We start from the raw sequence: 22,868 nt of genomic DNA on the forward strand, positions 1-22,868 counted from the left end.
GGAGTCAGACGCCGGACGGCGCGTTTATTTGCGCGGCGGAAGCGACGGCGAGACCGTCGCGGGTTTGCGCGCGGGTGGTTCGGGCGCGCCGGCAACGGGCGCGGCGGCGGCACCGGGTTGCGTGGCGGACTGGGGCTTCGCGCCGTTCGCGGGTGGCTTGGCGCCGTTCGCGGGTGGCTTCGCGCCGTTGGCCGGCGGCTTGGCGCTATTCGGGGGCGCGGTCGTGTCCACGTCGAACGCGCGGTTGAGTTCCTGTTCGCTGAAAGCCTTGCGCGGCATCTCAAGTTTGTTGGCCTCGCGCGCACTGGCCTCGATGAGGTCGCCCGGCTTGTGGATGACCTCGGGCGTGAGGAAAATGATGAGCTCGGTCTTCACGTCCTTTTTCTCGGTGCGCTTGAAAGCCGCGCCGAGGAGCGGGATGTCGCCGAGGAGCGGCACTTTCGTCTTGGTTTCGCGCTTGTCGGTCTTGATGAGCCCGCCAATGACGACGGTCTTGCCGCTCTCGGTCACGACGACGGTGTCCGCGGAAATCTTGTCGATGGCGTTGACGGTGAGGTTGGTGGAGATGGCGACGGTCTGCGCGCCGACCTTGGAGATTTCCGGCGCGACGATCATCTCGACGAGTCCCTCGGAGCTGATGAACGGGGTGACGCGCAGGATGATGCCGATGTCCTGATATTGCACGGTGTTGATCTGGCCGCCGTTCTGGTCGAAGCGCGTGTTGGTGATGAACGGATAGGACTGGCCCACGACGATGTTGGCCTGCTGGTTGTTGCGGGCGAGGATGGTCGGGCGCGAGAGCACCTCGGTCTTTGCAAGCTGGCTCAGCGCGTTGATGGTCAGTTCCACGTTTGCGCCGACGGGCAGGATCTTGTAGAAGAGGCCGCGGTCGGTCCCCGTGCCGCCGGGCACGCCGAGCAGGCTGAAGATTTCCCCGCCCTGTTTGTTGTTCACGTCGTGCTTGAGCTTGCCCTGCACGCCGAGGTTGAAGTCGTCGGTGTAGGTCACCTCGACGAACACGACGCGGATGAGCACCTGCGGCTTGGGCCGGTCGAGGTTTTGGATCACGGTCTTGAGGTGCTCGTTGGTTTCGTCGTCGGTGATGACAATGATCTGGCGCGTCTCGGGATCGATCGTGATGAGCGCCTCGCCGACGCGGGTGTTGCTCGGGTAGGTGCCGGTGTTCGCGCGCCCGCCGCCGCCCCCAAAGCCGCCGCCCCCAAGGCCGCCGCCGCCAAAGCCGCCAAAGCCGCCAAAGCCGCCAAAGCCGCCGCCGCCCGGGCGCTGCTGTGCCGGTGCGTTCATGGGGGTGAGTGCGATTGCCGAGAGGAGCGCGACTGCCATCGCGCAACGGTTGGTCCAGGACTGTTTTTTGTTCATGGTGTGAATCTTTCGTGCCCGAGGGTTGGCGGAAGTGATACGGCTTACCGGAAGCCGCCGGATCCACCGAAGCCGCTGCCGCCGCCGAAGCCGCCGCCGCCGCCGCCAAAGCCGCTTTGGGTGCCGCCTGTGCCGCGACTCTGTGAGTTGTTGTTCTGCCGGTTGGCAAGCGCGTCGGTCGTGCGCTGGCTGTTTTGCGACGACCGCGTGTTCTGGCCTTCGAACAGGCCGCGCAGCACGTTTTGCACGGTGTTTACGTCCGCGTTCTCGAGCGAATAGGTGAAGACCTTCTGCTTGCGCGCCGGGCTCGAATCGAGCTGTAACACCATGTCGGCGATCTGATCCATCATGTCCTTGGCCGCGGTCACAATGACGGACGAGGTGCGCGCGTCGGGCACGGCGAGGACGCGCTGCTGCTTGCGCGCGCGTTCGCTGTCGCCGGTGGCCGTCGTTCCCGTGCGCCCGCCTGTCGAACCGCCGGGACCGCCGCGGCCGAAGATGCCGCCCGGACCTCCGCCAAACGCGCCGCCGAATTGCAGGCCGCGGCTCCGGTCGCTGTTGCCGGAGCGCGTCGGGTCGGGGAAGAGCGACGCGAGGAGCGACGCCATCTCCGTGGGGTCGGAGTTCTTGAGGTGGAACACGCGCAGCTCGGTCACGTCCTGCGTGGCGGTGTCGAGTTGCTTGATGAGATCCTCGATGGTGACCATGAGGTGCTCGGGCGCGTTGATGATGACGGCGTTGCTCTGCTCGTCGGCGACGGCCACAACGCGGGCGTTGGAAACCGGACCTCCGCCGGTGCGTCCGCCGGTGCGTCCGCCGAATCCGCCCGTGCCGCTGCTGCCGAATCCGCCTAAGCTCCCTCCGCCGAGTCCGCCGAGTCCGCCGAATCCGCCGAATCCGCCGAATCCGCCGAATCCACTGCTGCTGCGACCGCCGCCCGGGCTACCCTGGCCGAAGCCACCTTGTTGAGTGCCCGTGGCGGGTGTGAACAGGTCCTTGATGATCGTCGCCAGGGCCTTCGCGTCTCCGTATCGGAGTGCGAAGACCTTGATGCCCGTGGTGCCGGTTTGCGAGAGGTCGAGGGCCTGCACAAGTTCGGTGAGGCGCCGGATGTTGCGCTTGGTGTCGGTGATGACGATGGAATTGGCGCCGTCGTTCGCGGTCACGGTCTGGTTGCCCGGGAGAATGGGCGCGAGGTCGGAGAGGATTTGACGCGCGCCCACGAACTTGAGCGGGATGACCTGCGTGACGATCTCGTCGGTTTTGACCATGTCCTTCGGGTCGCTGCCGGTGACGATGGGGATGTCGTCGAACTTCGCGTCTTCGAGCCGCTTCACGGTGAGCGTCTTGCCGTTCACGATGGCGGCGTAGTTGTTCTTCCGGAGGACCTGGTTGAGCAGGTCGAGCGCCTCGCTCTTGGTGACGGGGTGGTTGCTCCACACGTCCACCGTGCCACGCACCTGGGTCTCGAGCACGATGGTGAAGCCGGCGGCCTCGCTCAAGTAAGTGAGCACCTGGTCGATGCCGACGCCGCGGAAGTTGAGGCGCAGGTTGGCCTCCTCGCCGGTCTTCGGGTCCACGGTCTTGGTGGTGGCGCGCGGCGCGAAGGGATTCTTGGAATCCTTCCCCGCAGGCGGCGTGGTCGCGGGTGGCGTGGTCGCGGGTGGCGGCGTCGTGGGCGTGGCGGGTGGCGTCTGGTTCTGCGCGGCGACGCGGCTGGCGAGCGCGAGGGCGAGCCCGAGCGTGGCGAGTGTGGTTCGTGAGGCGTTCATTGTTTGTTCTCCTGTTGGCGGCGCTCCATGAGGCGCTTCAAAATCTCACTTTCGTTGGCGGGCGGCGTGGTGCTCGCGGGCGGGGGCGGCGAGGAGGGTGACTGGGACGGACCGGGGCCGCCGCCGCCGAAAGTGCTGTTTCCGCTCGAGCCACCGCCATATCGTGCGGTGTAGTAGGCGGTGTATTCCGCGGCGTCGACGAATCCGTTGCCGTCCTTGTCGATCTCGCGGAAGCGGTCGCGCAGTCCGCGGTCGGCCTCCTGCTGCGAAACCCTGCCGTCGCCGTCGCGGTCCTGCTCGCGGATGCGCCGTTGCGCGGAGTCGGCGGCGCTGTTGCTCCCGCTGCTGCTCCCGAAACTACCCCCGCCAAACCGGCTGCGGTCGAAGCCGCCGCCCTGCATGCGGGCTTCCATCATGCGGCGGATCAAGTCGATGTCGCCGCTGCTGCCGAACGAGGAACTTCCGAAGGACGAGGATCCCGACGACAAATACGGGCTGCGATATGGTTCCTCGGGCACGGGCCGGAGGCTGGCGAGCCACGCGCCTTCATCCTCGCGGCGGAGTTGGTAGCCGACCTTGAGTTCCACTTCCTTCTCGTCTTTGAGCAGTTTGACCTGGTCCGTCGCGATGGCGGTAAGCTTGTGCCCTGCGATGACGTCGCCGGGCTTGGCGGTCTTGCGATACGCGGAATTCTCGCTCTCAAAGAACGCGAAGTCTCCCTTCTCGTAGCTCATCGTGCCGACGAGCGCGAAGCTCTCGACCTTGGGCGAGCGGCGGACGGGTTGCTCGGTCTGTTGCGGGCGGCCATTGCGGTTGGGGTTGAAGATGTTCTTGTCGGCAATCGGGCGGAACGCGGCGAAGCCCTCGGCGGGGGACGCGGAACCGGACTTCGACGGCGACGAACCGGACTTGCCGGAGCCGGACTTCGAGTCAACGGGCGGATTCCTCGAGCCGCGCGAGCGAGAGTCGCGCCCAGAGCCTGACCTCGGGTCGGTGGACTTCGGGTCGGTGGTCGCCGTGCCCGGCGTTGAGGTTGTCGTCGGAGCCGTGGCGGGCGGGGCCGTGGGCGTCGTTGCCGCCGGGGCCGTGGGCGGGGCGGCGGGTGTCTTGGCGTCCTGCGCGGCGGCGAGGCTCGCGGTGAACGCCGCAAGAATGAGCGGGAAAGTCTTCATGGCGATGTCTCAAAAGTTACCAGATGGCGGTTGGGTTGTCTTGAAGCAATTCATTTGGCTTCCAGTGGCGAGAGGCGCAGCCCGCTGACAAGCAGGCCGAGCGCGAGTTGAGAGCCGGAGGTGTCGCGGGTGCTGAGTTCGACGGCCTCGATCTTGAGCGCCATGGGGTCCTGTTCGAGCTCGTAGAGGAACCGGCTGAGCGACGAGAGGCTGCCCGAGGCGTCCACGCGGCATTCGAGGAGTGAATGGTCGTCGGTCGCGCCGCGCTTCCACTGCGGCTTGACGGAGCTGACGCTGATTCGCGCCTCGCGGGACCATTTGTCGAAGGCGCTCAACAGTTGCTGCTCGGCGGCGGAACGGTCCTTGGGAAGCGTGCCCTTGCGCATGGTGTTCCAGCGGTCGCGCATGGCGCGGTCGCGGTCGAGCAGGGCGGAGCCGGCGCGGACGTCCTTCTCGAGTTTCGCGATGCGGGCCTGCCGGGCCTTCCACGACGCGGTGAGCGGCTGGACGACGAGCTTGTCGCCCGCGAAGAGCGCGACCACGCTGATGGCGAGGAGCGCGAGGAGATGCTGGCGTTTCTGGGCTTCAGTTTTCATTTCGCCTGGGGGTTCCCCAGTTGAAGCGGAATGTGAACTGCATCGCGGGCGCCTTGCCCTTCATGGAGTCCACCTTGATGTCGGAGACGTTGCCCACGGCGCGCAGCCGGTCCAGCGCCTTGAGCAGCGACGGGCTGTCGCGCATCGTGCCGGAGCAGGACACGCTGGCGAGGTTGCGTATCTCGAAGCTCTTCGCCGCGACCGAGCCGTCCTCGGGGAAGGACTCGGTGACGCGCTGGAGCACGCTCAGGCTCGTGTGCGACTCGTCGAACCACGGGCGATACTTGCGAACCTGCTTCTGGATGTCCTCCAGTTCGCTGACGGGTTTCTTCATCGCGCTCCACTGGCCGTTGAGGCCGTTGAGGCGGAATTGCTGCCAGCCGAATAGCCCGATGACCGACGCCGCGACCAGACCCGCGGCCACGCCCGCCCACGCGAGCTTGCCGGAGGAATAGCGCTCGGAGAACTGCTTCCACAGGCTCGGCTTCGGCGGCAGGAACTCGAACGGCTTGCGCCCGGAAAGATACTGCGCCGCCAGCGCGAGCGCGCACGAGACGGGCGTGTTGTCCGGCACCTTGAGCCCGCCGGCCTCGCTGCCGAAGTTCGGCACGTGCTCGGTGAGCAGCCCCATCGAGGCGGCGCGCGGCCGCAGTTCGATCATCAACTGCTCGGCGAACCGGCTCGCGCCGAAAATCTTGAACTCGCGCACGCCGCCGCGCACCTCGGGGGGCATCTGCCCGAGCGTGATCCGCAGGTCGCGCGCGACGTGCTCGGACTGCAGCCGGCGGTCGCCGCCCTCGGTGTCGAACGCGCCCTCGATCGAGCGCAGCGCGACCACGCCGCCGCCGCTGGTCACCAGCAAATCCACCGCTGACTCGCCGACGACGGCAGCGATCTGCCCGTTCGGGCGGGCCGCAAGGACGCCGGGCAGCGCGGTGAGGCCGGGGGAGAATCCGTGCGGTTTGAGCCCTGCGGCCTCGAGCACTTCATCCAGCCTCGCGAGGTGCTCCCGCGTGACGGCCAGTTGCGTCGCGAAGCGCGCCCCCGACGGCGCGGCGTATCGCGACACGCACACCCGCAAGTCCTCCATCCCGTTTGGAAAGCCGCGCTCGGCCTCGATCTCGAGGAAGCCCGGCACATCCTCCTCGGGCATCTCCGGAATCCCGGCGTGAACCGACAGCACCCACGCGGTGGGCACGCAGGCGACGCAGCGTTTCTCGCGGATGCCCGCGGCGTCGAGCGCGTCGCGCAGTTCCTTGCCGACGAGTTCGACCTCGTCTTTGAACAGGTCGAGCGCGAGCGTCGCGGTCGCGGTCTTTTGGATCGTGACCGAGCCGTTGGTCCGGCGCAGCACGACGGCCTCGAGCCGGCTGCCGTCGAGCGCGAGGGCAAGCAGCGTGGTGGGGGTCTTGTCCTTGGAGAGCATGGTCATCGGAGTTCCTTTGCGAGGCGCGCCTGCTCGCGGATGGCCGGGCCGAGGGCCCAGCCGAAGTGCGTGAGGTCCTGGCGGTGGACGATCCGCGGCGTGCCGGAGCTGGTGTCGAAGATGAACTTTACGCGCTGGTAGCCTCGGGCGTGATGGCCGAGCGCCACGATGTCCGCGCTGAACTGGTAGCTTTGCGCGGTGAGGAACGGCCCGGCGCGGACGGCGTCCTCGCGCTCGAGGACCTCGGACACCCACGCGATGGAGTCGAGCCGCGAGGGGTTGGCCTGGCGGAAGCTCACCAGCGAGCCCGCGTTGTCCGCGCCGATGCCGGGGATGCACTTGAGCACGGCCTCGCTGGCGGTGTTCACGTTGACGCGCCCTTCGATGGATGTGGCGTTGGTCGTGGTGAGGTCCGAGTGGATTTGCGCAAACTCATCGGCGGTCATCTGGCTCACGAGGTAGAACTCCAGCAGGCTGCCAAAGTTGGCGCCGGGCCCGCTGATGCGCGGCATGATTTCTTGCGCGCGGGTTTCGCCGAACTTCTCGTTCAAGAGTCCCTGCAATCGCGCGCCGCCCCCTTGCTGCTGGCCGCCCTGGGTGGGATTGACGTTGATGCGCTGCGAGCCGTCGCTGCGGGTGTTGGGCTCGCGGCTGTGGACGGTCACGTATTCGAGCACGCCCAGGTCGAGCACGCCGTTGCGGTCGTCGCCGGGCAGCGAGTTGTCGCCGTCGTTCTCGTTCGGGTCGAGCACGCCGTTCATGTTCACGTCCTCGCCGTAAAGGATCGCCAGCGTCGCGCCGTAAACGAGGCGCAGTTCCTCGATGGACTCGAAGCGCCCGTTCTTGCAGCGATACGCGGGATTGAGGCGGCCGTAGATTTCGTCCTCGGCGCCGCCCTCGGTCACGGTGCTGTCCTCGTCGCGCCAGTCCACGGTGGCCGCCGAGAACTCCGCGGTGGTCTTCGGCAGCGCCTGCAGCATCTCGAGCGTGGCCGTGTTGAGGTTGAGCTTGGACGCCTCGTCCACAAGCCCGAAGACCGGCCGGTCGGGCGAAACCTGGTCGTCCCCGCGGCCGAGTATCCAAAAGGTCGCGTCGCCGATGGGAACGGCCTCCGATTCGTAGCTCTGCGGATCCGGCCGGAAGCCGTTCGTCTCCTGGTTGGCGAGGATGTAGTTCACGTAGCGCGCCGCGCCCGCGATGGCCTGCCCCGCCTCGACGGTGGCGGTGCGGTTGTCGGCGGCGCGCAACTCGAGCGTGCTCGACTGTGCGAAGTAGAGCGCAAGCGTCACGAGCCCGAACGCGATCCACAGCACGATCACGAGCACGGACGCGCGCTCGGCGCGGTGCGTCCGGGTCGGGGCCGGGTTGACAGCGCGCAGCTTCATTGGCCGGCCTCCGCGGACGCGGTGGCATTGGTCGTTCCCTGCACGAGGATCGGCACCACGATTTCAATCGGCGCGCGCGCCGGGGAATCGGCGGACTCGCGGACGCGTTCAAGGATCATCTTGACGCCCGCGGGCAGCGGCGGGCTGGCGACGGTCGAGTCCCACACGTCGGTCCACGCCGTGCCGTCGAAGAACTCGAAGTGGAAGTTCTCGATGCCGGCCATGAGGAATTGCGGCTCTTCCTCGGCGACGTTGATCGGCAGCAGATTCCGCGTGAGCACGCGCACGAGGTCCTTGCCGGCGGCGTTGTTCGTCGGGAGCACGAGCACGTAGGAAACGCGCTGGATTTCGGACCACGGGGAGTTGTTGTCCACCATGCCGGTGGTCGTGGTGAAGGTGACGGACGCCACGCCGGCGATCAAAAGGACGTTGGTCGAGGCGCCGGTGGTGCCGGGCGTCGCGAGCGGTCCGAGGAGTTGATTGGTGCCGGGCACCACGATGCCCTCGAGGTCGCGCTTGATGATCGCGACGGCCTGGTGCACGGGCACGGCCTGCTCGATGGCCGCGGTGGTCTTGTTGCGCAGGCGCACTGCGCTGAAGAACACCGTGCCGATGGACGCAAGCACGATGGAGAACACCGCCACGGCGAGCAGCAGTTCCATGAGCGTGAACGCGGCGCCGGGGCGCGCGTGTGGCTGGATGAGTTGGCGCGCCGTCCTCATGGCTGGCTGGTGCCTCCCGGGGTGACGGTGAGCGCCGGGTCCTCGGCGATCGTGCTCAGCTTGACGGAATATTCCTGGCCCTGCACCGGGAACTTGACCTCCACGGTCACGAGCAGCAGCGCCTCCACCTCCCAACCCTCGGAGCTGAGCGTCCACTCAAACTCGAACGGGCCGTCCTGCACCGTGCCGCCGCGGCCGGACTCGTTGAACTGCCCGGTGACCAGCGCCTCGTTGAGCATCTGCTCGGCGATGCGGATGGCAACGGTCTTGCGCTCGCCGACGGCGCCCGCGCGCGCGGCCACCCGCACGCCCTCGACGGCAACGGGGATGACGATGGCCATGAAGAGCAGCGCCGCGAGGACTTCCGCGAGAGTGAAGCCCGCCTGCGAGCGCCGGCGACCACGCATGCACGCGGATGCACGCGGATGAGACGCGGCCATGTGCGGCCCGCCTGCCAATCCGTGTTCGTGTCCCTTCGTGTTCATTCGTGGTTTTCCCCGGTCATCTCGCGCCCTGCGGCAGGCCGTTGGTGGAGATTTCGTATTGCAGTTTCGTGCGGCTCTGCACGATGGCGACTTTGCTGCCCTCGTTGGCCGGGTTGCTCTCCGCATCGCCTTCCTTGAGGACGACCCAGTCGGGGCTGCTCGGCGTGATGAAGCCGTCGGTCTGGAACCGGATGATCGGGAGGTTTTGGTAGCTGCCGAGCTTGGCGCGCTGGGCCATGCCCACACCCTGGTTCGCGCCCTCGGGCACCTGGATGGAGAGCGTCTTTGCCAGCGCGTATTCCACGGCCTTCTCGTCCGCGCGCTCGTCGTAGCCGGGCTCCATTTCAAGGCCGTATTTGCCCTCCTGCGCGTCCACCCACAACAGCATCGGCACGCCCTCGGTCACTGCGCGGCTTTGCGCGTAACGCGTGAGCGTGAGGAACCGCCGCGCCTCCGAATCCAGCGCGCGGCCCTTGAAGAAATTCGAGAGCGACGGCGACGCGAGCGCCGCGACGATGGACAGCAGGGCCATCACGAGGATCAACTCGATCATCGTGAACGCGCGGAGCGCCTCGCGTTGCGGGCGGGACTCCAGCCGGGACGTTGTCGGGCTCGGGCTCATCGGTGTTTCGCGTCGGGCTCGCGCCGGCTACGGCCGCCGCGCGTTGCCCGTGCTCCAGTTGGTGATGTCGTCATCGCCGCCGTCGCGTCCGTCGGGGCCGGTGGACATGATGTCGTAGGAGGTCTGGTTGTAGCGGCCCGGGCACTCGTAGATGTAGGGGTTGCCCCACGGGTCGATCGGGATTTCGCCCTTGAGATACGGGCCCTTCCAGCTCGTCGCATCGCGCGGCGCGGACACGAGGTCCTGCAGGCCGTCCTTGCCCTTCGGGTAGTAGCCGTTGTCCACCTCGAAGGCGTCGAGCGCGGTGCCGAACGTGGCGATCTGCGTCTGCGCGGCGGTGATGCGCGCCTGCTCGGTGCGGCCGGAGAACTTCGGCACGACGATCGCCGCGAGCACGCCGAGGATGACGAGCACAAGCAGCAGTTCGATGAGCGTGAAGCCGCGCGAGGCGCGGCGGCGGGTTTCGAGGTTCGGGTTTCGAGCCGGGCGTGCGATGCGGGTTTTCATGTTGGATGGGTTGTGGAGAGTTACTTGATGTGGTCCTGCAAGCTGAAGATCGGGATGACCATGCCGATGAAGATGGTCCCGATGAATCCGGCGATGAAGAAGAGCATGAGCGGCTCGGCCAGCGCCACGGCGGCCTTGAGTTCGCGGTCCAGATCGCCCTCGGTCACGTTGGCGATGCGCACCAGCTCGGCGTCGAGCTTGCCGCTCTCCTCGGCGACGGAAATCATCTCGATGGTCGAGCCGGAAAAAAGCGTGCGGCAATCGCCGAGGCTCGGCCCGAGCGGCTTGCCTTCCTTCACGCGGTCGATGGAGTTGGACACGGCGTCCACGAGGATCTGGTTGCCGATGGAGCGGCGGGCGACGTTCAAGCCGTTGATGAGCGGCACGCCCGCGCCGAGCAGCGTGCCGAGCATCCGGCAGAAGCGCGACATGGCAAACTCCGCCACGAGCGGTCCCACAAGCGGCGCGCGGAGGATGAAGCCCTCCCACACGCGCCGGCCAGCCTCGGAGGCGAACCAGTTCCTCACTATGAAGCCGCCGATCGCCAGGCCCAGCAGCGCGAGCAGCCCGTAGCTGCGCATGAAATCGCTCGTCGAGACGATGAGTTGCGTGAGCGCCGGCAGCTTCGCGCCGAACCCGGCGAACACGAGCTGGAAGCGCGGAATGAAGAACACGAGCAGGAACACCACCACCGCCATCGCGAGGCAGAACAGGATGATCGGGTAGAGCAGCGCGGTCATCACCTTGCCCTTCATTTCCTTTTCGCGCGCCTGGAAGTCCGCGATCTGCGCGAGCACCACGTCGAGAAACCCGCCCGTCTCGCCCGCCTCGACCATCGCCACATACACGCGCGGGAAAACCTCCGGCGACTTGGCCATCGCGTCGGCGAGCGTCATGCCGTCCACCACCAGGTCGTGCACTTCCTTCCACTTCGCCTTCGCGGTCGGGCTCGGCGCTTCCTTTTGAAGAATCACGAGCGCGCGGCTGAGCGGGACGCCGGCGGCCAGCAGGTTGGAAAGCAGGCGGGTGAAGTTCTCGAGCTCGCGCGCGGAGATGCGGTTCCCGCCGAGGTCGAGGCTGGGCGCGGCGGGGGATTCGGGCTGCGCGGCATCGTTTTTTGAGGCGGTCGCGCGGGCCGGCGGGCGTTCGTCGCGCTTCGAGTTCGACTTCGAGGAACCGTTCGCGCCGTTGCGCTCGGCGAGCTTGATGGGCCGCAGGCCGAGGCTTTCCATCTGTTTGAAGGCGTCCGAGCGCCCGCCGGCTTCGAGCTCGCCGACGGCGATCTTGCCGTCGGTCTTGAGCGCTTTGTAGGCGAAGGTCGGCATGGGCATCAGTGGCGCGCCACGGCGATGCTCGCCAGGCTCGCGGTGTCTTCACCGTCGCTTTTGCTGTCCATTGTCGTGCGCGAGACTTCCTTGGCGGTCGTCACGCTCAGCACTTCCTCGACGGTGGTCACGCCCGCGCGCACGAGCCGCCAGCCGTCCTGCGCGAGCGTGCGCATGCCGTCGCGCAGTGCCGCGTCGCGAATCTGGTCGGTCGAGGCGCTGGCGAGGATGAGCTGCCGGATTTCGTTGCTCGAATCCATCCACTCGAAGATCGCGCGGCGGCCGTGGAACCCGGTGTTGCGGCACTCGCGGCAACCGACGGATTTGAAGATGGTGATGTCGGCCGGGATGCCGACCTTGGCCTTGAACGCGGCGGCGGTCGGCGAGGCGTCGGGCTGCGTGCAGTGTTTGCACAGCACCCGGACGAGGCGTTGCGCGAGCACGGCTTCGAGCGACGAGGCGACGAGATACGGCTCGACGCCCATGTCCACGAGCCGTGTGCACGCGCCGGGCGCGTCGTTCGTGTGCAGCGTGGAGAAGACGAGGTGACCGGTCAGCGACGCCTGCACCGCAATCTGCGCGGTCTCGGCATCTCGGATTTCGCCGATGAGCACGACATCCGGGTCGTGGCGGAGGATGGAGCGCAGCCCGCGCGCGAAGGTGAGGCCGGACTTTTCGTTGACCTGAATCTGGTTGATGCCCTTGAGCTGATACTCGATCGGGTCCTCGATGGTGATGATCTTGCGCTCCAGGTCGTTGATCTCATTGAGCGCGGTGTAAAGCGTGGAGGTCTTGCCGCTGCCCGTCGGGCCGGTCACGAGGATGATGCCGTGCGGCATCTGCAGGACGTGGTTGAAGCACTTGAGCTCGCGCAGATCGAGCCCGAGATCCTTCATTCCGCGCAACGTGGAGTTCTGGCGAAGGAGACGCATGACGACCGCCTCGCCGTGCAACATCGGAATGACGCTGACGCGGATGTCGATCTCGGCGTCGTCGAGGCGAATCTTGATGCGGCCGTCCTGCGGGAGACGCTTCTCGGCGATGTTGAGGTGGGCGAGAATCTTGACGCGCGAAACGATCGCGGGCTGGAAGCGCTTGATCTGCGGCGGCACCGGGACTTCCTGCAACACGCCGTCAATGCGGTAGCGGATGCGCAACTCGTCCTCGAACGGTTCGAGGTGGATGTCCGACGCGCGCAGTTCCACCGCGTCGCGGAGGAACTGGTTGACGAAGCGGATGATCGAGGCGTCTTCGGCGGCGGAATCGAGGTCGGTGTCGTCGTGGACGTCCTCGACGACTTGCAAACCGGATTCCTCGGCAAGCGTGCCGAGCGTGTCGGCGCCGACGCCGAGGCGTTTCTTCATCTCGCGCTGGATGATTTCGCTTGGCGCGAGAACGGGCTTGAGCTTGAGGCCGGTGACGGTCTTGAGGGCGTCGAGCCCCTGCGTGGCAAAGAGGCGGCTCGTGGCCACCTCGACGGAGCCATTCGTGCGGCGGAGCGGGAGGATTTCCTCCTTCAACAGCAGCCGCGCGGGGAACAGGGAGAGGACCTGCTTGTCGGGCTCGATGTCTTCGAGCGAGGTGAATGCGACGCCGTATTCTTTCGCGAGCCAGCGCAGGACGGCTTCCTCGGAAACCGAGGAGCCGCCTGCGCCGGACTTTGCGAAGTTGAGGGCGTCCGATGCGGAAAGCTGCCGGGCGGCGATCATCCGCTCCAGCAACTCCTGGGACTGGGCGTCCGGAATCGGGATGGGGCTCATGAGTGATGCACTGGCCATCCGCGAACGCGCGTTCAGCGAACCAGCCCGAACAGGTAAGCCTGCGCCTCCTGCCGGTCGGTCAACACGGCCTTCAAATCGTCCTGGGCCTTCTCGACCTTGGCGTCGGCGGACTTGCGCGCGTCGCGAACCTTCGCGAGCATGGACTTGAGTTCCGCGGAGGGAGCCTTCTCCTCGACGGCCTTGCGGAGCGCCTCGATGTCGGGATTCGGCGTGAAACCAAACGGGTTGGTGCCGCCGCCCTGCGGGCGACCGCCGCCCCCCTTGTCGCCACCGCCGCCCGGACCGCGGCCGCCGAAGCCACTCATCGCGAGGCCACCTAAGCCACCGATCGCGAATGCGCGGGCTTCGCGCTGCGCTTCCGACACCTTTTCGATGCGGGCGGCGAGGACCTTCCATTCGTCGTCGTTCTTCACGTCGAACGCTTCGCGCATGCGTTCCATCGCGCGGGCGCGGAACTCCTCGGCGCGGGCGCGGAACTCCTCGATGTTGAAATTGCCCTTGCCTTGGGCGCTGGCAGTGGGTGCGCCGGCGGATAACGCGACGAGCGCGCCGGCGAACACGATGGTCTTGGCGATCGGATACATGGTTGCTTGGTTGGGTTGGGGTTGGCTGTCATGAGCCCGCCAGCATGAGTGCCAGGAGCTCGTTTTGATACTTGACGCAATCCCTGTGCCACGCCGGGCCGACTGTGTTTTCACGGGATTCGCGCTCTCGCCACCAATAAGTCGCGCAATCCATGCCCACCCAGCCCGGGGCTGGGCAAAACTTGCGCGCACACCCGGTGTCGGGTGTTTCCGATATCATGAAGATCCCGACCGCCCGGGCCGTGTTCCGGCGCCGTCCGGTGCATGCATGTCCCGAGCCATCCGGTTTCAACTGCCTTCGCATGAACTCCGCAGTCTCCATCGCATCGCGCGTCGCGCGGGTGTGCTGTCTCGCTGGCTTCGCGCCTCCTTCGGCAAGCGCGGCGGATGGACCCGCTTGGACTCGCGCTCGAGAACTTCAACGCGCTCGGCATGGGGCGGATATCGAGCGCGGGAAGCCCGTGGATGAAGGCGACCGCGGCCGCCCGCTCACGCCTTGTAAACCACCACCACGCCGTAGTCGGTCACCGCCGCGCCTTCCTTCGGCGTGGGGGTGTATTGGATGGTGTGCACCCCGATGAGGTTTTCCTCGCCGGTGTTGCTGAGAAAGTTCGCGACGGTTTCGTCGAAGCTGTCCTTCCCGTCCTTGACGAAGTCGAGGTGGCGAAAGGTCTTGAAGCGGACTTTGCGGATGGCCTTGGCGGCGATGTCCAGCGGCTTGGGGGCCTTTAAGATTTTGGTCTCGCCCCGGCTTGTCGGCGGAAGCGGCACCGAATGCCCGCCGCCCTCAGCCTCGCTGGCGTGGCGCGGCGTGGGTTCGGTGGGTTCGGGCGTGGGGATGATCAGCACCTCGCCGCACTTCGGGCAGGGGATCTCGGCGCCCACGCCCGATTCATCAATCGTCAGGTGCTGGTTGCAGAGAGGGCAGTTGAAACTGATTTCCATATCCTTTGCGCGCCAGAGTTCGCGGACAAGCTAGGTCGCGCCGGGGGCCAATGCCAGCCCAAAAATCCCGCGGCGAGTCCCGGCCCGCGCCGCCGGGCGCTTTTTCCTTCATCACCATTCCGCGCCTCGTTAGCCTTCGCGGCCGATGCAAGTCCTCGTCCTCGCCGCCGGTTACGCCACGCGCCTCTATCCGCTCACGCTCACCCGCCCCAAGCCGCTGCTGCCCGTCGCCGGCAAGCCGATGATCGACCACGTGATGGACAATCTCGCGCCCATCGGCGGCATTGACCGCGTCCATGTCGTCACCAACGCGAAGTTCGCCGGGCAGTTTCAGGATTGGGCCGACGGCTATTCCGCGCGCGCGAGGCTCCCCTTCACCATTATCAACGACGGCTCGACCGACGACTCCAACAAGCTCGGCGCCATCGGCGACCTGCACCTGGTGTTGCGGCAGGAGAAGGTTGATGACGACCTCATCGTCGTCGCCGGCGACAACCTCTTCAGCGAGCCGCTCAACGGCTTCGGCGACCTCATCCGCGCGCGCCGCGCGCCCGTGCTCGGCATCCGCGACGTGGGCAGCCTCGAGCAGGCGAAGAAATACGGCGTGGTCGCGGTGGACGGCGCGGGCGTGATCACACAGTTTGTCGAGAAGCCGGAGAAGCCGCCGAGCACGCTCATCAGCGTCGCGCTCTATTATTATCCGCGCGCGGTGCTGCCGCTCATCCACCAATACGTCGCGGACGGCAACAACCCCGACCAGCCGGGACGCCTGGTGCAATGGCTGTATCCGCGCCAGCCGGTTTACACGTGGCCGGTGCCGGGGCTGTGGTTCGACATCGGGTCGAAGGAAACCCTCGAGGAAGCGGACCGCGTGTTCTCGCTGCGGTAAACGCCGGACGGATCCCGGATAGAGACGCTACTTCTTCGCGTCGTCCTTCTTCGGCTCTTCTTTCTTCGCGGCGGCCTTCGGGCGCGCGCCGCCCTTCGGGTCGAGGTTCGCCATCATGTCTTCCTCGGTGACTTTGGATTCGACGCCGTTGGCGGGCACTTCGACCTTCGCGAGCCAGAGGATGGCGTTGAGCACAAGCTTGCGCTGGTCGTCGTTGCGCCAGCCGAGGTGGTTGTGGCCGCCGGTGAAGCCGAAGCCCCGCCCGCCGTCGGGCCGCGTGGCGGCCCACATCACGTGCTGCGGCGCACCATTCTTCACGGCCTCGCGCACGGCGGGATTGCCGCTGTGCGTGCCGTCGGTGCGGTTCATCGTGGTCGCCGGTGCGAGGGCGGTGAGGATGGGCGTCACGTCTTTCATCCCCTCGCGGAACCGCATGTGGAAATACCACTCGTCATTCGTCTTGAACGGCTTCACGCCGCGGGTGACGGGATGCCTCGGCAGCTCCTTGAAGTCCGCGTCCCAGTGCGGGTTCACGCTCCAGTGGGCCTCGAACGCGCCGCCGATCCAGTCGAGCCATTCCTTCTGGCCCTTCTCGCGCGTGGGCTCGACGGCGTAGTGGATGCAGCCGAAGCCGACGCCCTTCTGCATGAGCGCGCCAATCTTTTCGAGGCGGTTGTCGCGCAGGAACGGCAGCCCGCCGCCGCCGCTGCTGTAGAGCACGATGGCCGCGGCGTTCTCGAAGGCCTTTTCATCCTGCACCCAGCCGTTGGTGTGGAGTTCGGTCACGATGCCCGCCGTGGTCGCGAGGCATTTCTGGAAGAGCATGAACCCCGCGCGGTGCTCGTGTTGCAGCACGCCGTGGCTGGGAGAGCCGGAGATGAACAGGACCTTCGCGGGCGCGGCGGTGAGCGCGGAGGGCAGCGCGAGGGCGAGGGCGAGAAGTGACGGCAGTGTGTTCATTGGGAGGCCGGACGCCGGAGGCGGCTATTTGCGCTTGTAGGTGAGGAAGACCACGCCGCTGTCGGCCTCGGACTTGAATCCGGTCGGGCGCTCGCCCTTGGTGGCGTAACAGATGCGCAGCGTGTCGCCGTCCAGTTCGTAGATGGCGGGAATCACACGGTCGGCGCTGTTTCCGGGGCGCACGTCCATCGCCTTCGGGGACTTCGTGTCGTCCACGGTGAACGTCCCGGTCTCCACCTCGCTACCGTGCGTGATGCGATACGCCTTGCCCTCGACGGTGACGGTCACGTTGTCCACGAAATCCTGCGGGGCGGGCTGCCCGTCAATCGTGCCGGACACGACTCTCCACGTGCCGTCGAGTCCGGCGGTTTTTGCAAGTTCCTTTAGTCGGATGTTGCGGAATTGAACGGTCATCGGCGGGCCTGCGTGAAGCTGCAGCGCAAGGATGCCGTCCTTTGCGGCCTTCGAGGGCTGCTCGTCCACCACGTCCACCGTTTGCACGCCGTTGATGAAGTGCTGGAGGTGATTGCCCTTCGCGATGACCACGTAATCGTTCCAATCCTCGTCCTTGATTTTGGCCTGGATCTCGTCGGACTTGCCGACCGTGCCGGCGGCCTCGACCTTGTGCTTGCCATCCACTTCCTTGATCACAGTCTTCTGCCCGCGTTGCGCGAGGATGCCCCGGCCGCGCTCCTCGTAAAGAATCCCGCTGTAAGTCTTGCCCGCCTCGAAATCTGCCTGATACCCGCCGACGACGAACGCCTTCTCGTCCGTCACCTTGCTGCGATACTGGATGCCCGAGTTCGCCTGCTTCCGCTCGTTGTTGCCGACAATCTTGTAACTGAGGCGCAGCTCGAAATCGCCCACGGTCCCGCCGCGCCAGACGAGAAAAGTGTTCCCGCGCGTCGGGTTTTCGGCCGTGGTCTGGCCGGTGATGGCGCCGTCCTTGACGGACCAAAACTGCGGCAAGCCCTCCCACCCGGCGAGGTCCTTGCCGTTGAAGAGCGGCTTGAAGCCCACCTCGGCGGCGGTGGCGGCGGTGGCGATGACGAGGCTGGTGGCGAGAAGGGCGAGCGTGCGTTTCATGGTCGTGTCGTCGATTGGAATCAGCGGATGTGCGGGCCATTCATCACGCGCCCGCGCAGGCTGTCAACGCCGAAACCCGGCGGCGCCTCGAAACCCTGAGCGACCCGGAGTCGCCGGATGCCGGACGTATCTCCTCACTTCACGTCGGTCTGAATCTCGATCCACAGCGTGCCGATTTGAAGTTTGTTGCCGCCCTGCAGGGTGTGCGTGGAGTTCGTCAGCTTGTTTTCCATTTCCACCTTGCCCCCGCGGAACGTCACCACGGCGGTCACTTCGGGGAAGCCTTTCTCCCGCGGCAGATACACGTGCGCCTCGGGCGAGCTGCCGAGGATGACCGGGTCGTGGCCGAGGTTGATGACGGTGCGCTCGTTCTCATGCCAGTGGACGACGAGCGCGGCCTCGCGCGACTTGAGCAGGGGTTCACCCGCAAGCCAGCCCCCCAGGCAGCCCAGCGCGCCGAGGGCTGCGAAGAACAGCGGCTTGGGCAGCAGATGAATGAGACGGCTCATGTGAGGCGCGGCCAATGCGAACCGGCCGTGCTTGCAGCACGCGGCTCCGGGCCGGCAAAGGCCAAAGCTCCCGCGGCCAAATCCTTTGACGCAGCCCGCGCGCGCCGCTAGCTTCGCACCATGCCACCGGGCTCGCGCCACGTTCATTCGCCGGCGCACGCGTTCAGCTTTTTCCAGCCTCGCGTGCGCGAAGGGCTCGTGGTGCACAGCCGCCGCAGCGTGCTCAAGGCCGGCCTTGCGGGACTCGCCGGGCTTTCATTGCCCGGATTGCTCCGCGCGCGCGGCGCGGCGGCGAATGCAGGCAAATCCATCGGCAGCCACAAGTCCGTCATCCTCCTCTGGATGGCCGGCGGGCCCAGCCACATTGACACGTGGGATGTGAAGCCCGACATGCCGCGCGAGATTCGCGGGCCGTTCAAGGACATCGCGACCCGGCTGCCGGGCGTCCACCTCTGCGAGTTTCTGCCGAAGCAGGCCGCGATGCTCGACAAGATGACGATCATCCGCTCGGTGGACTGCCGGCACAGCAATCACCAGCCGAACACGGTGATGCAGACCGCCAACCTCGAGGCCGAGCCGCGCCTCAACCCGCGCGCGCCGATGTATCCCGGCCACGCCGCGGTCGTGGCGAAGTTTCGCGGCGCGAACCAGCCCGGCATGCCGCCCGCGGTTCACCTGAACGTGCGCGACAAGACGCACTTCGCGTGGAGCGGTTATCTTGGCAAGCAATTTGAGCCCTTCATCGGCGACAACGTGAGCCGGCTCTTCCAGCTTCCGGGCGAGCTTTCGATGGACCGATTGAAGTCCCGGCAGACGCTCTCGCAGCAGATGGACCGCCTGCGGCGCGACCTCGACGCGTCGGGCTCCATCGAGGCGCTCGACCGCTACGGGCAGCAGGCGTTCGACCTCGTCGCCGGACAGCGCGCGCAGGAGGCCTTTGACATCGCGCGCGAACCGCAGCGCGTGCTCGACCGCTACGGCGAACACGACTGGTCAAAGAAAGCGCTGCTTGCGCGCCGGCTCGTCGAGGCGGGCGTGAGCTTCGTGACGCTCGACTTGAGCAACCACTCCGCGTCCGGCACGTGGGACACCCACGGCGACAACATCCCGCCCTACGGCGGCATCTGGAACGGGCTGCGCCCGCTGCTGCCGGTGTTCGACCACTTGCTCACGACACTCGTGAGCGACCTCGAGGAGCGCGGGTTGCTGGACGAAGTGCTCGTGATCGCGATGGGCGAGTTCGGCCGCACGCCGCAACTCGGCACGCAGGACAGCACCGATGGCCGCAACCACTGGCCCGTGGTGATGTCCATGACGCTCGCGGGCGGCGGCTTCCGGCACGGGCAGGTGATCGGCTCGACCGAGCGCGACGGCGGGCAGATTGCCACGCGGCCCGTCACGCCCGGCGACCTCGCGGCAACAGTTTACCACCACATGGGCGTGCCGCTGGACTCGACGTATCTCGACCACCAGCAACGCCCCGTGCGCTTCATCGAGAACGGCGAGCCAATCCGGGAGTTGATTTGAGGCGGCTGGCGCCGCCTTTCGAGCCGCGCAACCGTGCGTTCCTGCCGCCCGCCGTGGCCCTCCGGGAAACTCATGTCTTCCCGCCACACTCCGCCTGTGCTTCACTCCCGCGCATGAAATCACTCCTCGCCAAGTCCGCGCTGCTGTCAGCCGCGTTCGCCTCCGCCACGTTGTTCGTCCTCGCCGCCGAGCAGGACAACTGGAAACCCGAGCCCGGTTACACCGTGCTTTACAACGGCAGGGACCTCACCGGCTGGGGATATCGCGACAAGGAATTCAAACCGTCCGAGACGTTCGATGGCAAGACCGAGGCGTCCGACAAGCGCTACACGGCCAAGCCCGGCATCCTCACCGTCAACCCGCACGTCGAGGGCATGGCGCGCTTCCGCCAGCTCTACACGGTCAAGGAGTTCCCGAAGGACTTCCACCTCAAGCTCGAGTTCCGCGCCGCGGTGAACGCCGACAGCGGCATTTACCTGCGCCGTCCGCAGCTGCAGTGCCGCGACTACCTCGTGGCCGGCCCTTACAAGGACCTCAAGAAATACAAGGCGCAGGATTGGAACGAAATCGAGGTGACGGTGAAGGGCGACGTGGCCACGTGCACGTGCAACGGCGAGGCGCTGGCCTTCACAAACAAACTGCCCGCCACCGGCCCCATCGGCCTGGAGGCCGACCGCGGCACGATGGAATACCGCCGCATCCGCATCAAGGAACTGCCATGAGAACCACCATCGTCAGCGCCGTCGCATTCGCGGTCGCCGCCAGCTTCGCAATCCCCGGCTCCCGCGCCGCGGCCCAGGTCGCAACGGGCTTCCAAAACCGTGTGCTCCTCGAGGCCGACGGCACGAAGCGGCCGTTCGTCGTCTTCGTGCCGGCGAAGTATCAGCCCGGCTCCAAGCCGCCGGTGATGCTGTTCCTGCACGGCTCGGGCGAGCGCGGCGACAACAACATTGACCCGATCATGGTCGGCCTCGGCCCGGCCATCTGGAAGCGCAAGGCCGCGTTCCCGTTCGTCACCGTCCTCCCGCAGTGCGCGACGAATTCCAACTGGCTCGCCGACGGCCCCGATGCGACGCGCGCGCTCGCGATGCTCAGGCAGACGCAGGCGGAGTTCGGCACGGACCCCGACCGCGTCTATCTCACGGGCCTCTCGATGGGCGGCAGCGGCACGTGGAGCATCGCGGCGAAGGACCCGTCCGCGTGGGCGGCCATCGTGCCGATGTGCTCGCGGAACGACGTGGCCAACGCGAAGAAGTTCGCCGACGCGCGCCTGCCCATCTGGGATTTCTGCGGCGACAAGGACCGCGCCGAGACGGTGAAATTCAGCCGGGACATGAGCGCCGCGCTCGCGCAACTCAAGGCGCCCGCCAGGTACACCGAGTATCCCGGCGTGGGCCACAATTGCTGGGACAACGCCTACGGCTCGGGCGAGCTTTACACGTGGCTCCTCGAGCAGTCGCGCAGCAGGAACGCGGCGAAGTGATCAGAGATCCACGGCCCGCGGCGGGCACGGGTGATCCTCCTTCGCGTTCGCCTTCCGCCTTGCACTTCCTTCCTCCCGGCGCATCCTTTCCGCGATGAGTTTTGAGCCTGACTCGCGGGTGGAAGCGCTGTGGGAGGAATACGGCAAGTCGTTCAAGGACTTCGACGACCTCACGCTTGCGCGCTGGCTCGCGCAGACACTCGGGCAGCTCAACGGCCGCGTGTGGCGCTATTCGCATCCGCTCGTGGGCTGCTACCGGCTCGCGGCGCAACTCGGCCACGACCGCCAGATCTGGCTCAAGCGGCTTGCCACCGCGCCGCATGATTATCCGGAGAGCCCGTGCTGCCGCGCGCCGCTGCTGCCGTTGATCACGCGCGACGTGCTCGAGAGCGGGTTGATCTGCCTCCACTGCAACGCCACGGCCATCGCGCTGGAGGACGTCCCGTCCGACGTGCGGGCGCCGCTGGAGAAGTGGGCGCAGCAATACGCGAAGGTCCACGCGACCGCGCACTGGGACGACCGCCAGCGCAAGCGCGTGCCGGACTACGACGACGCGTTCGAGCAGGCCGCGCAGGATGCCGAGAAGCTGCTGTCCCACGCCGGGAGCAACCTCGCGACCAAGCTCGCCGAGTTCTATCCGGCGGTCGTGTGGGAAGACCAGGACGAGTGCCTCGAAGTGCGCCCCGAAGACGTGCTGCTCTGAGGCGCGCCAATCCGGCGCCGCCTTCTTCCGCGGTGGCTCAATCGAACGCGTGCCCCGCGCAGCAGAGGACGTCGCGCACCTTGTGGCGCACGAGTTCCTTCACCTTGGCGCGGGCGGGGGCGAGATACTTGCGCGGGTCGAACTCCTTCGGGTTCTCGGCGAACACCTTGCGGATCGCGGCGGTCATCGCGAGGCGCAGGTCGGTGTCGATGTTCACCTTGGTGCAGCCCACGCGGCGCGCGACCTCGATGTCCGCCTCGGGCACGCCCTTGGTCTTCTCGCCGAGCTTGCCGCCGAAACGGTTGATCTCGTCGGCCAGGTCCTTCGGCACGCTCGACGCGCCGTGCAGGACGAGCGGGTAATCGCCCATGCCCGCATCGAGCAGCGCCTTCTTGATGGCCTTGAGGCGTTCGAGGTCGAGGTGTTGCTCGCCCTCGAACTTGTAGGCGCCGTGTGAATTGCCGATGGCCACGGCGAGCGAGTCCACGCCGGAGCGCTTCACGAATTCCACCGCCTCGTCCGGGTGCGTGTAACAGCCGCCCTTGGAATAGCCGCCGCCCTCCTCGCCGTCGTCGTGCTGCGCCCCGACAAGCATGCCGAGTTCGCCCTCGACGACGCAGTTGTGCCGGTGCGCGTAGTCGACGACCGAGCGGCAGATTTCGATGTTCTTGTCGAAGGTCTCGTGGCTCGCGTCGATCATCACGCTGGTGAAACCCTCGTCGATGCACTGCTTGCACAACTCGAAGCTGTCACCGTGGTCGAGATGCACCGCGATGGGGATGGTCGAGAGGCTGACTGCCGCCTCGATGAGTTTCTTGAGATAGACCGGGTGCGCGTATTGGCGCGCGCCCTTGGAAATCTGGAGCATCACCGGGGCCTTTTCCTCCTCGCAGGCCTCGATGATGGCCTGGAGCAGTTCCATGTTGTTCACGTTGAAGGCGCCGAGGGCGTATCTGCCCTTCAGGGCCTTGGCGAAGAGGTCGCGGGTGTGTGTCAGTGGCATGTTTCG

Annotated in this window: 23 protein-coding genes; 5 read left to right on the forward strand and 18 right to left on the reverse strand. The window is 66.6% G+C overall.

Features of this window, described 5'->3' with window-relative positions; all coding sequences use genetic code 11:
- Positions 1-24: 24 nt before the first annotated feature.
- The 14 genes from FJ386_00635 to FJ386_00700 all read right to left on the reverse strand — a co-directional run bounded on the left by FJ386_00635 (position 25) and on the right by FJ386_00700 (position 14,702).
- Positions 25-1,305: a type II secretion system protein GspD gene (locus FJ386_00635; protein MBM3875216.1), complete on the reverse strand. Its 1,281-nt coding sequence runs from the start codon at positions 1,303-1,305 to the stop codon at positions 25-27.
- Between the two features lie 119 nt (positions 1,306-1,424).
- Positions 1,425-3,152: a hypothetical protein gene (locus FJ386_00640; protein ID MBM3875217.1), complete on the reverse strand. Its 1,728-nt coding sequence runs from the start codon at positions 3,150-3,152 to the stop codon at positions 1,425-1,427.
- Positions 3,149-4,324, reverse strand: a complete 1,176-nt coding sequence (locus FJ386_00645; GenBank protein ID MBM3875218.1) for a hypothetical protein — start codon at positions 4,322-4,324, stop codon at positions 3,149-3,151. The genes FJ386_00640 and FJ386_00645 overlap by 4 nt, the downstream gene beginning before the upstream one ends.
- 50 nt (positions 4,325-4,374) lie before the next feature.
- Complete coding sequence (locus tag FJ386_00650) at positions 4,375-4,920, reverse strand: hypothetical protein (protein ID MBM3875219.1); 546 nt, start codon at positions 4,918-4,920, stop codon at positions 4,375-4,377.
- Positions 4,910-6,352 (reverse strand): hypothetical protein, encoded by a 1,443-nt coding sequence (locus FJ386_00655; GenBank protein MBM3875220.1) that lies wholly within the window; start codon positions 6,350-6,352, stop codon positions 4,910-4,912. Before FJ386_00655 ends, FJ386_00650 begins: the two co-directional genes overlap by 11 nt.
- Positions 6,349-7,731, reverse strand: coding sequence for a hypothetical protein (locus FJ386_00660; protein MBM3875221.1), 1,383 nt, complete (start codon positions 7,729-7,731; stop codon positions 6,349-6,351). The genes FJ386_00655 and FJ386_00660 overlap by 4 nt, the downstream gene beginning before the upstream one ends.
- Positions 7,728-8,453 (reverse strand): prepilin-type N-terminal cleavage/methylation domain-containing protein, encoded by a 726-nt coding sequence (locus tag FJ386_00665; GenBank protein MBM3875222.1) that lies wholly within the window; start codon positions 8,451-8,453, stop codon positions 7,728-7,730. The genes FJ386_00660 and FJ386_00665 overlap by 4 nt, the downstream gene beginning before the upstream one ends.
- A complete protein-coding gene (locus FJ386_00670) occupies positions 8,450-9,064 on the reverse strand; it encodes a hypothetical protein (GenBank protein MBM3875223.1) in 615 nt (204 codons plus the stop codon). Before FJ386_00670 ends, FJ386_00665 begins: the two co-directional genes overlap by 4 nt.
- Positions 8,955-9,560 (reverse strand): type II secretion system protein GspH, encoded by a 606-nt coding sequence (gene gspH, locus FJ386_00675; protein MBM3875224.1) that lies wholly within the window; start codon positions 9,558-9,560, stop codon positions 8,955-8,957. Before gspH ends, FJ386_00670 begins: the two co-directional genes overlap by 110 nt.
- Positions 9,561-9,587: 27 nt before the next feature.
- Positions 9,588-10,067, reverse strand: coding sequence for a type II secretion system protein GspG (gspG, locus tag FJ386_00680; GenBank protein ID MBM3875225.1), 480 nt, complete (start codon positions 10,065-10,067; stop codon positions 9,588-9,590).
- Between the two features lie 20 nt (positions 10,068-10,087).
- Positions 10,088-11,398 carry a type II secretion system F family protein gene (locus FJ386_00685; GenBank protein ID MBM3875226.1) on the reverse strand — a complete coding sequence of 437 codons (1,311 nt, stop codon included), beginning with the start codon at positions 11,396-11,398 and terminating at the stop codon, positions 10,088-10,090.
- Entirely contained in the window at positions 11,398-13,152 is a 1,755-nt protein-coding gene (locus FJ386_00690; GenBank protein MBM3875227.1) for a type II/IV secretion system protein, read from the reverse strand. Before FJ386_00690 ends, FJ386_00685 begins: the two co-directional genes overlap by 1 nt.
- Positions 13,153-13,184: 32 nt before the next feature.
- The gene (locus FJ386_00695) at positions 13,185-13,757 is read right to left on the reverse strand and encodes a hypothetical protein (GenBank protein ID MBM3875228.1); all 573 of its coding nucleotides are present in this window, start codon (positions 13,755-13,757) and stop codon (positions 13,185-13,187) included.
- A 489-nt stretch (positions 13,758-14,246) separates the two neighbouring features.
- Positions 14,247-14,702, reverse strand: a complete 456-nt coding sequence (locus FJ386_00700; protein MBM3875229.1) for a hypothetical protein — start codon at positions 14,700-14,702, stop codon at positions 14,247-14,249.
- Between the two features lie 145 nt (positions 14,703-14,847).
- On the opposite strand from FJ386_00700, the gene FJ386_00705 reads away from it, so the two are divergent.
- The gene (locus FJ386_00705; GenBank protein MBM3875230.1) at positions 14,848-15,591 is read left to right on the forward strand and encodes a nucleotidyltransferase family protein; all 744 of its coding nucleotides are present in this window, start codon (positions 14,848-14,850) and stop codon (positions 15,589-15,591) included.
- Between the two features lie 27 nt (positions 15,592-15,618).
- Here the strand turns inward: FJ386_00705 and FJ386_00710 are convergent, their stop codons facing one another.
- The 3 genes from FJ386_00710 to FJ386_00720 all read right to left on the reverse strand — a co-directional run bounded on the left by FJ386_00710 (position 15,619) and on the right by FJ386_00720 (position 18,146).
- Positions 15,619-16,551 (reverse strand): ThuA domain-containing protein, encoded by a 933-nt coding sequence (locus FJ386_00710; protein MBM3875231.1) that lies wholly within the window; start codon positions 16,549-16,551, stop codon positions 15,619-15,621.
- Positions 16,552-16,575: 24 nt separating this feature from the next.
- Positions 16,576-17,637, reverse strand: a complete 1,062-nt coding sequence (locus FJ386_00715; protein MBM3875232.1) for a DUF1080 domain-containing protein — start codon at positions 17,635-17,637, stop codon at positions 16,576-16,578.
- A 134-nt stretch (positions 17,638-17,771) separates the two neighbouring features.
- Positions 17,772-18,146 (reverse strand): hypothetical protein, encoded by a 375-nt coding sequence (locus tag FJ386_00720; GenBank protein MBM3875233.1) that lies wholly within the window; start codon positions 18,144-18,146, stop codon positions 17,772-17,774.
- A 120-nt stretch (positions 18,147-18,266) separates the two neighbouring features.
- Here FJ386_00720 and FJ386_00725 point away from each other — a divergent pair, with 120 nt between their 5' ends.
- The 4 genes from FJ386_00725 to FJ386_00740 all read left to right on the forward strand — a co-directional run bounded on the left by FJ386_00725 (position 18,267) and on the right by FJ386_00740 (position 21,859).
- Positions 18,267-19,673 (forward strand): DUF1501 domain-containing protein, encoded by a 1,407-nt coding sequence (locus FJ386_00725; GenBank protein ID MBM3875234.1) that lies wholly within the window; start codon positions 18,267-18,269, stop codon positions 19,671-19,673.
- A gap of 113 nt (positions 19,674-19,786) precedes the next feature.
- A complete protein-coding gene (locus FJ386_00730; GenBank protein ID MBM3875235.1) occupies positions 19,787-20,395 on the forward strand; it encodes a DUF1080 domain-containing protein in 609 nt (202 codons plus the stop codon).
- On the forward strand, positions 20,392-21,156 hold the full coding sequence (locus FJ386_00735; protein MBM3875236.1) for a hypothetical protein: 765 nt from the start codon (positions 20,392-20,394) through the stop codon (positions 21,154-21,156). The genes FJ386_00730 and FJ386_00735 overlap by 4 nt, the downstream gene beginning before the upstream one ends.
- Before the next feature lie 94 nt (positions 21,157-21,250).
- A complete protein-coding gene (locus tag FJ386_00740) occupies positions 21,251-21,859 on the forward strand; it encodes a hypothetical protein (GenBank protein ID MBM3875237.1) in 609 nt (202 codons plus the stop codon).
- A 37-nt stretch (positions 21,860-21,896) separates the two neighbouring features.
- Here FJ386_00740 and FJ386_00745 read toward each other — a convergent pair whose 3' ends face one another.
- Positions 21,897-22,862, reverse strand: coding sequence for a ketose-bisphosphate aldolase (locus FJ386_00745; GenBank protein ID MBM3875238.1), 966 nt, complete (start codon positions 22,860-22,862; stop codon positions 21,897-21,899).
- Positions 22,863-22,868 lie beyond the last annotated feature (6 nt).

The organism is Verrucomicrobiota bacterium, assembly GCA_016871675.1.
Classification (GTDB): domain Bacteria; phylum Verrucomicrobiota; class Verrucomicrobiia; order Limisphaerales; family VHCN01; genus VHCN01.

Coding starts and splice junctions, on each gene's coding strand:
- FJ386_00635 (MBM3875216.1), bottom strand. CDS start 1,305: ATGAACGCACCGGCACAGCAGCGCCCGGGCGGCGGCGGCTTTGGCGGC.
- FJ386_00640 (MBM3875217.1), bottom strand. CDS start 3,152: ATGAACGCCTCACGAACCACACTCGCCACGCTCGGGCTCGCCCTCGCG.
- FJ386_00645 (MBM3875218.1), bottom strand. CDS start 4,324: ATGAAGACTTTCCCGCTCATTCTTGCGGCGTTCACCGCGAGCCTCGCC.
- FJ386_00650 (MBM3875219.1), bottom strand. CDS start 4,920: ATGAAAACTGAAGCCCAGAAACGCCAGCATCTCCTCGCGCTCCTCGCC.
- FJ386_00655 (MBM3875220.1), bottom strand. CDS start 6,352: ATGACCATGCTCTCCAAGGACAAGACCCCCACCACGCTGCTTGCCCTC.
- FJ386_00660 (MBM3875221.1), bottom strand. CDS start 7,731: ATGAAGCTGCGCGCTGTCAACCCGGCCCCGACCCGGACGCACCGCGCC.
- FJ386_00665 (MBM3875222.1), bottom strand. CDS start 8,453: ATGAGGACGGCGCGCCAACTCATCCAGCCACACGCGCGCCCCGGCGCC.
- FJ386_00670 (MBM3875223.1), bottom strand. CDS start 9,064: ATGCGGAGAGCAACCCGGCCAACGAGGGCAGCAAAGTCGCCATCGTGC.
- gspH (MBM3875224.1), bottom strand. CDS start 9,560: ATGAGCCCGAGCCCGACAACGTCCCGGCTGGAGTCCCGCCCGCAACGC.
- gspG (MBM3875225.1), bottom strand. CDS start 10,067: ATGAAAACCCGCATCGCACGCCCGGCTCGAAACCCGAACCTCGAAACC.
- FJ386_00685 (MBM3875226.1), bottom strand. CDS start 11,398: ATGCCCATGCCGACCTTCGCCTACAAAGCGCTCAAGACCGACGGCAAG.
- FJ386_00690 (MBM3875227.1), bottom strand. CDS start 13,152: ATGAGCCCCATCCCGATTCCGGACGCCCAGTCCCAGGAGTTGCTGGAG.
- FJ386_00695 (MBM3875228.1), bottom strand. CDS start 13,757: ATGTATCCGATCGCCAAGACCATCGTGTTCGCCGGCGCGCTCGTCGCG.
- FJ386_00700 (MBM3875229.1), bottom strand. CDS start 14,702: ATGGAAATCAGTTTCAACTGCCCTCTCTGCAACCAGCACCTGACGATT.
- FJ386_00705 (MBM3875230.1), top strand. CDS start 14,848: ATGCAAGTCCTCGTCCTCGCCGCCGGTTACGCCACGCGCCTCTATCCG.
- FJ386_00710 (MBM3875231.1), bottom strand. CDS start 16,551: ATGAACACACTGCCGTCACTTCTCGCCCTCGCCCTCGCGCTGCCCTCC.
- FJ386_00715 (MBM3875232.1), bottom strand. CDS start 17,637: ATGAAACGCACGCTCGCCCTTCTCGCCACCAGCCTCGTCATCGCCACC.
- FJ386_00720 (MBM3875233.1), bottom strand. CDS start 18,146: ATGAGCCGTCTCATTCATCTGCTGCCCAAGCCGCTGTTCTTCGCAGCC.
- FJ386_00725 (MBM3875234.1), top strand. CDS start 18,267: ATGCCACCGGGCTCGCGCCACGTTCATTCGCCGGCGCACGCGTTCAGC.
- FJ386_00730 (MBM3875235.1), top strand. CDS start 19,787: ATGAAATCACTCCTCGCCAAGTCCGCGCTGCTGTCAGCCGCGTTCGCC.
- FJ386_00735 (MBM3875236.1), top strand. CDS start 20,392: ATGAGAACCACCATCGTCAGCGCCGTCGCATTCGCGGTCGCCGCCAGC.
- FJ386_00740 (MBM3875237.1), top strand. CDS start 21,251: ATGAGTTTTGAGCCTGACTCGCGGGTGGAAGCGCTGTGGGAGGAATAC.
- FJ386_00745 (MBM3875238.1), bottom strand. CDS start 22,862: ATGCCACTGACACACACCCGCGACCTCTTCGCCAAGGCCCTGAAGGGC.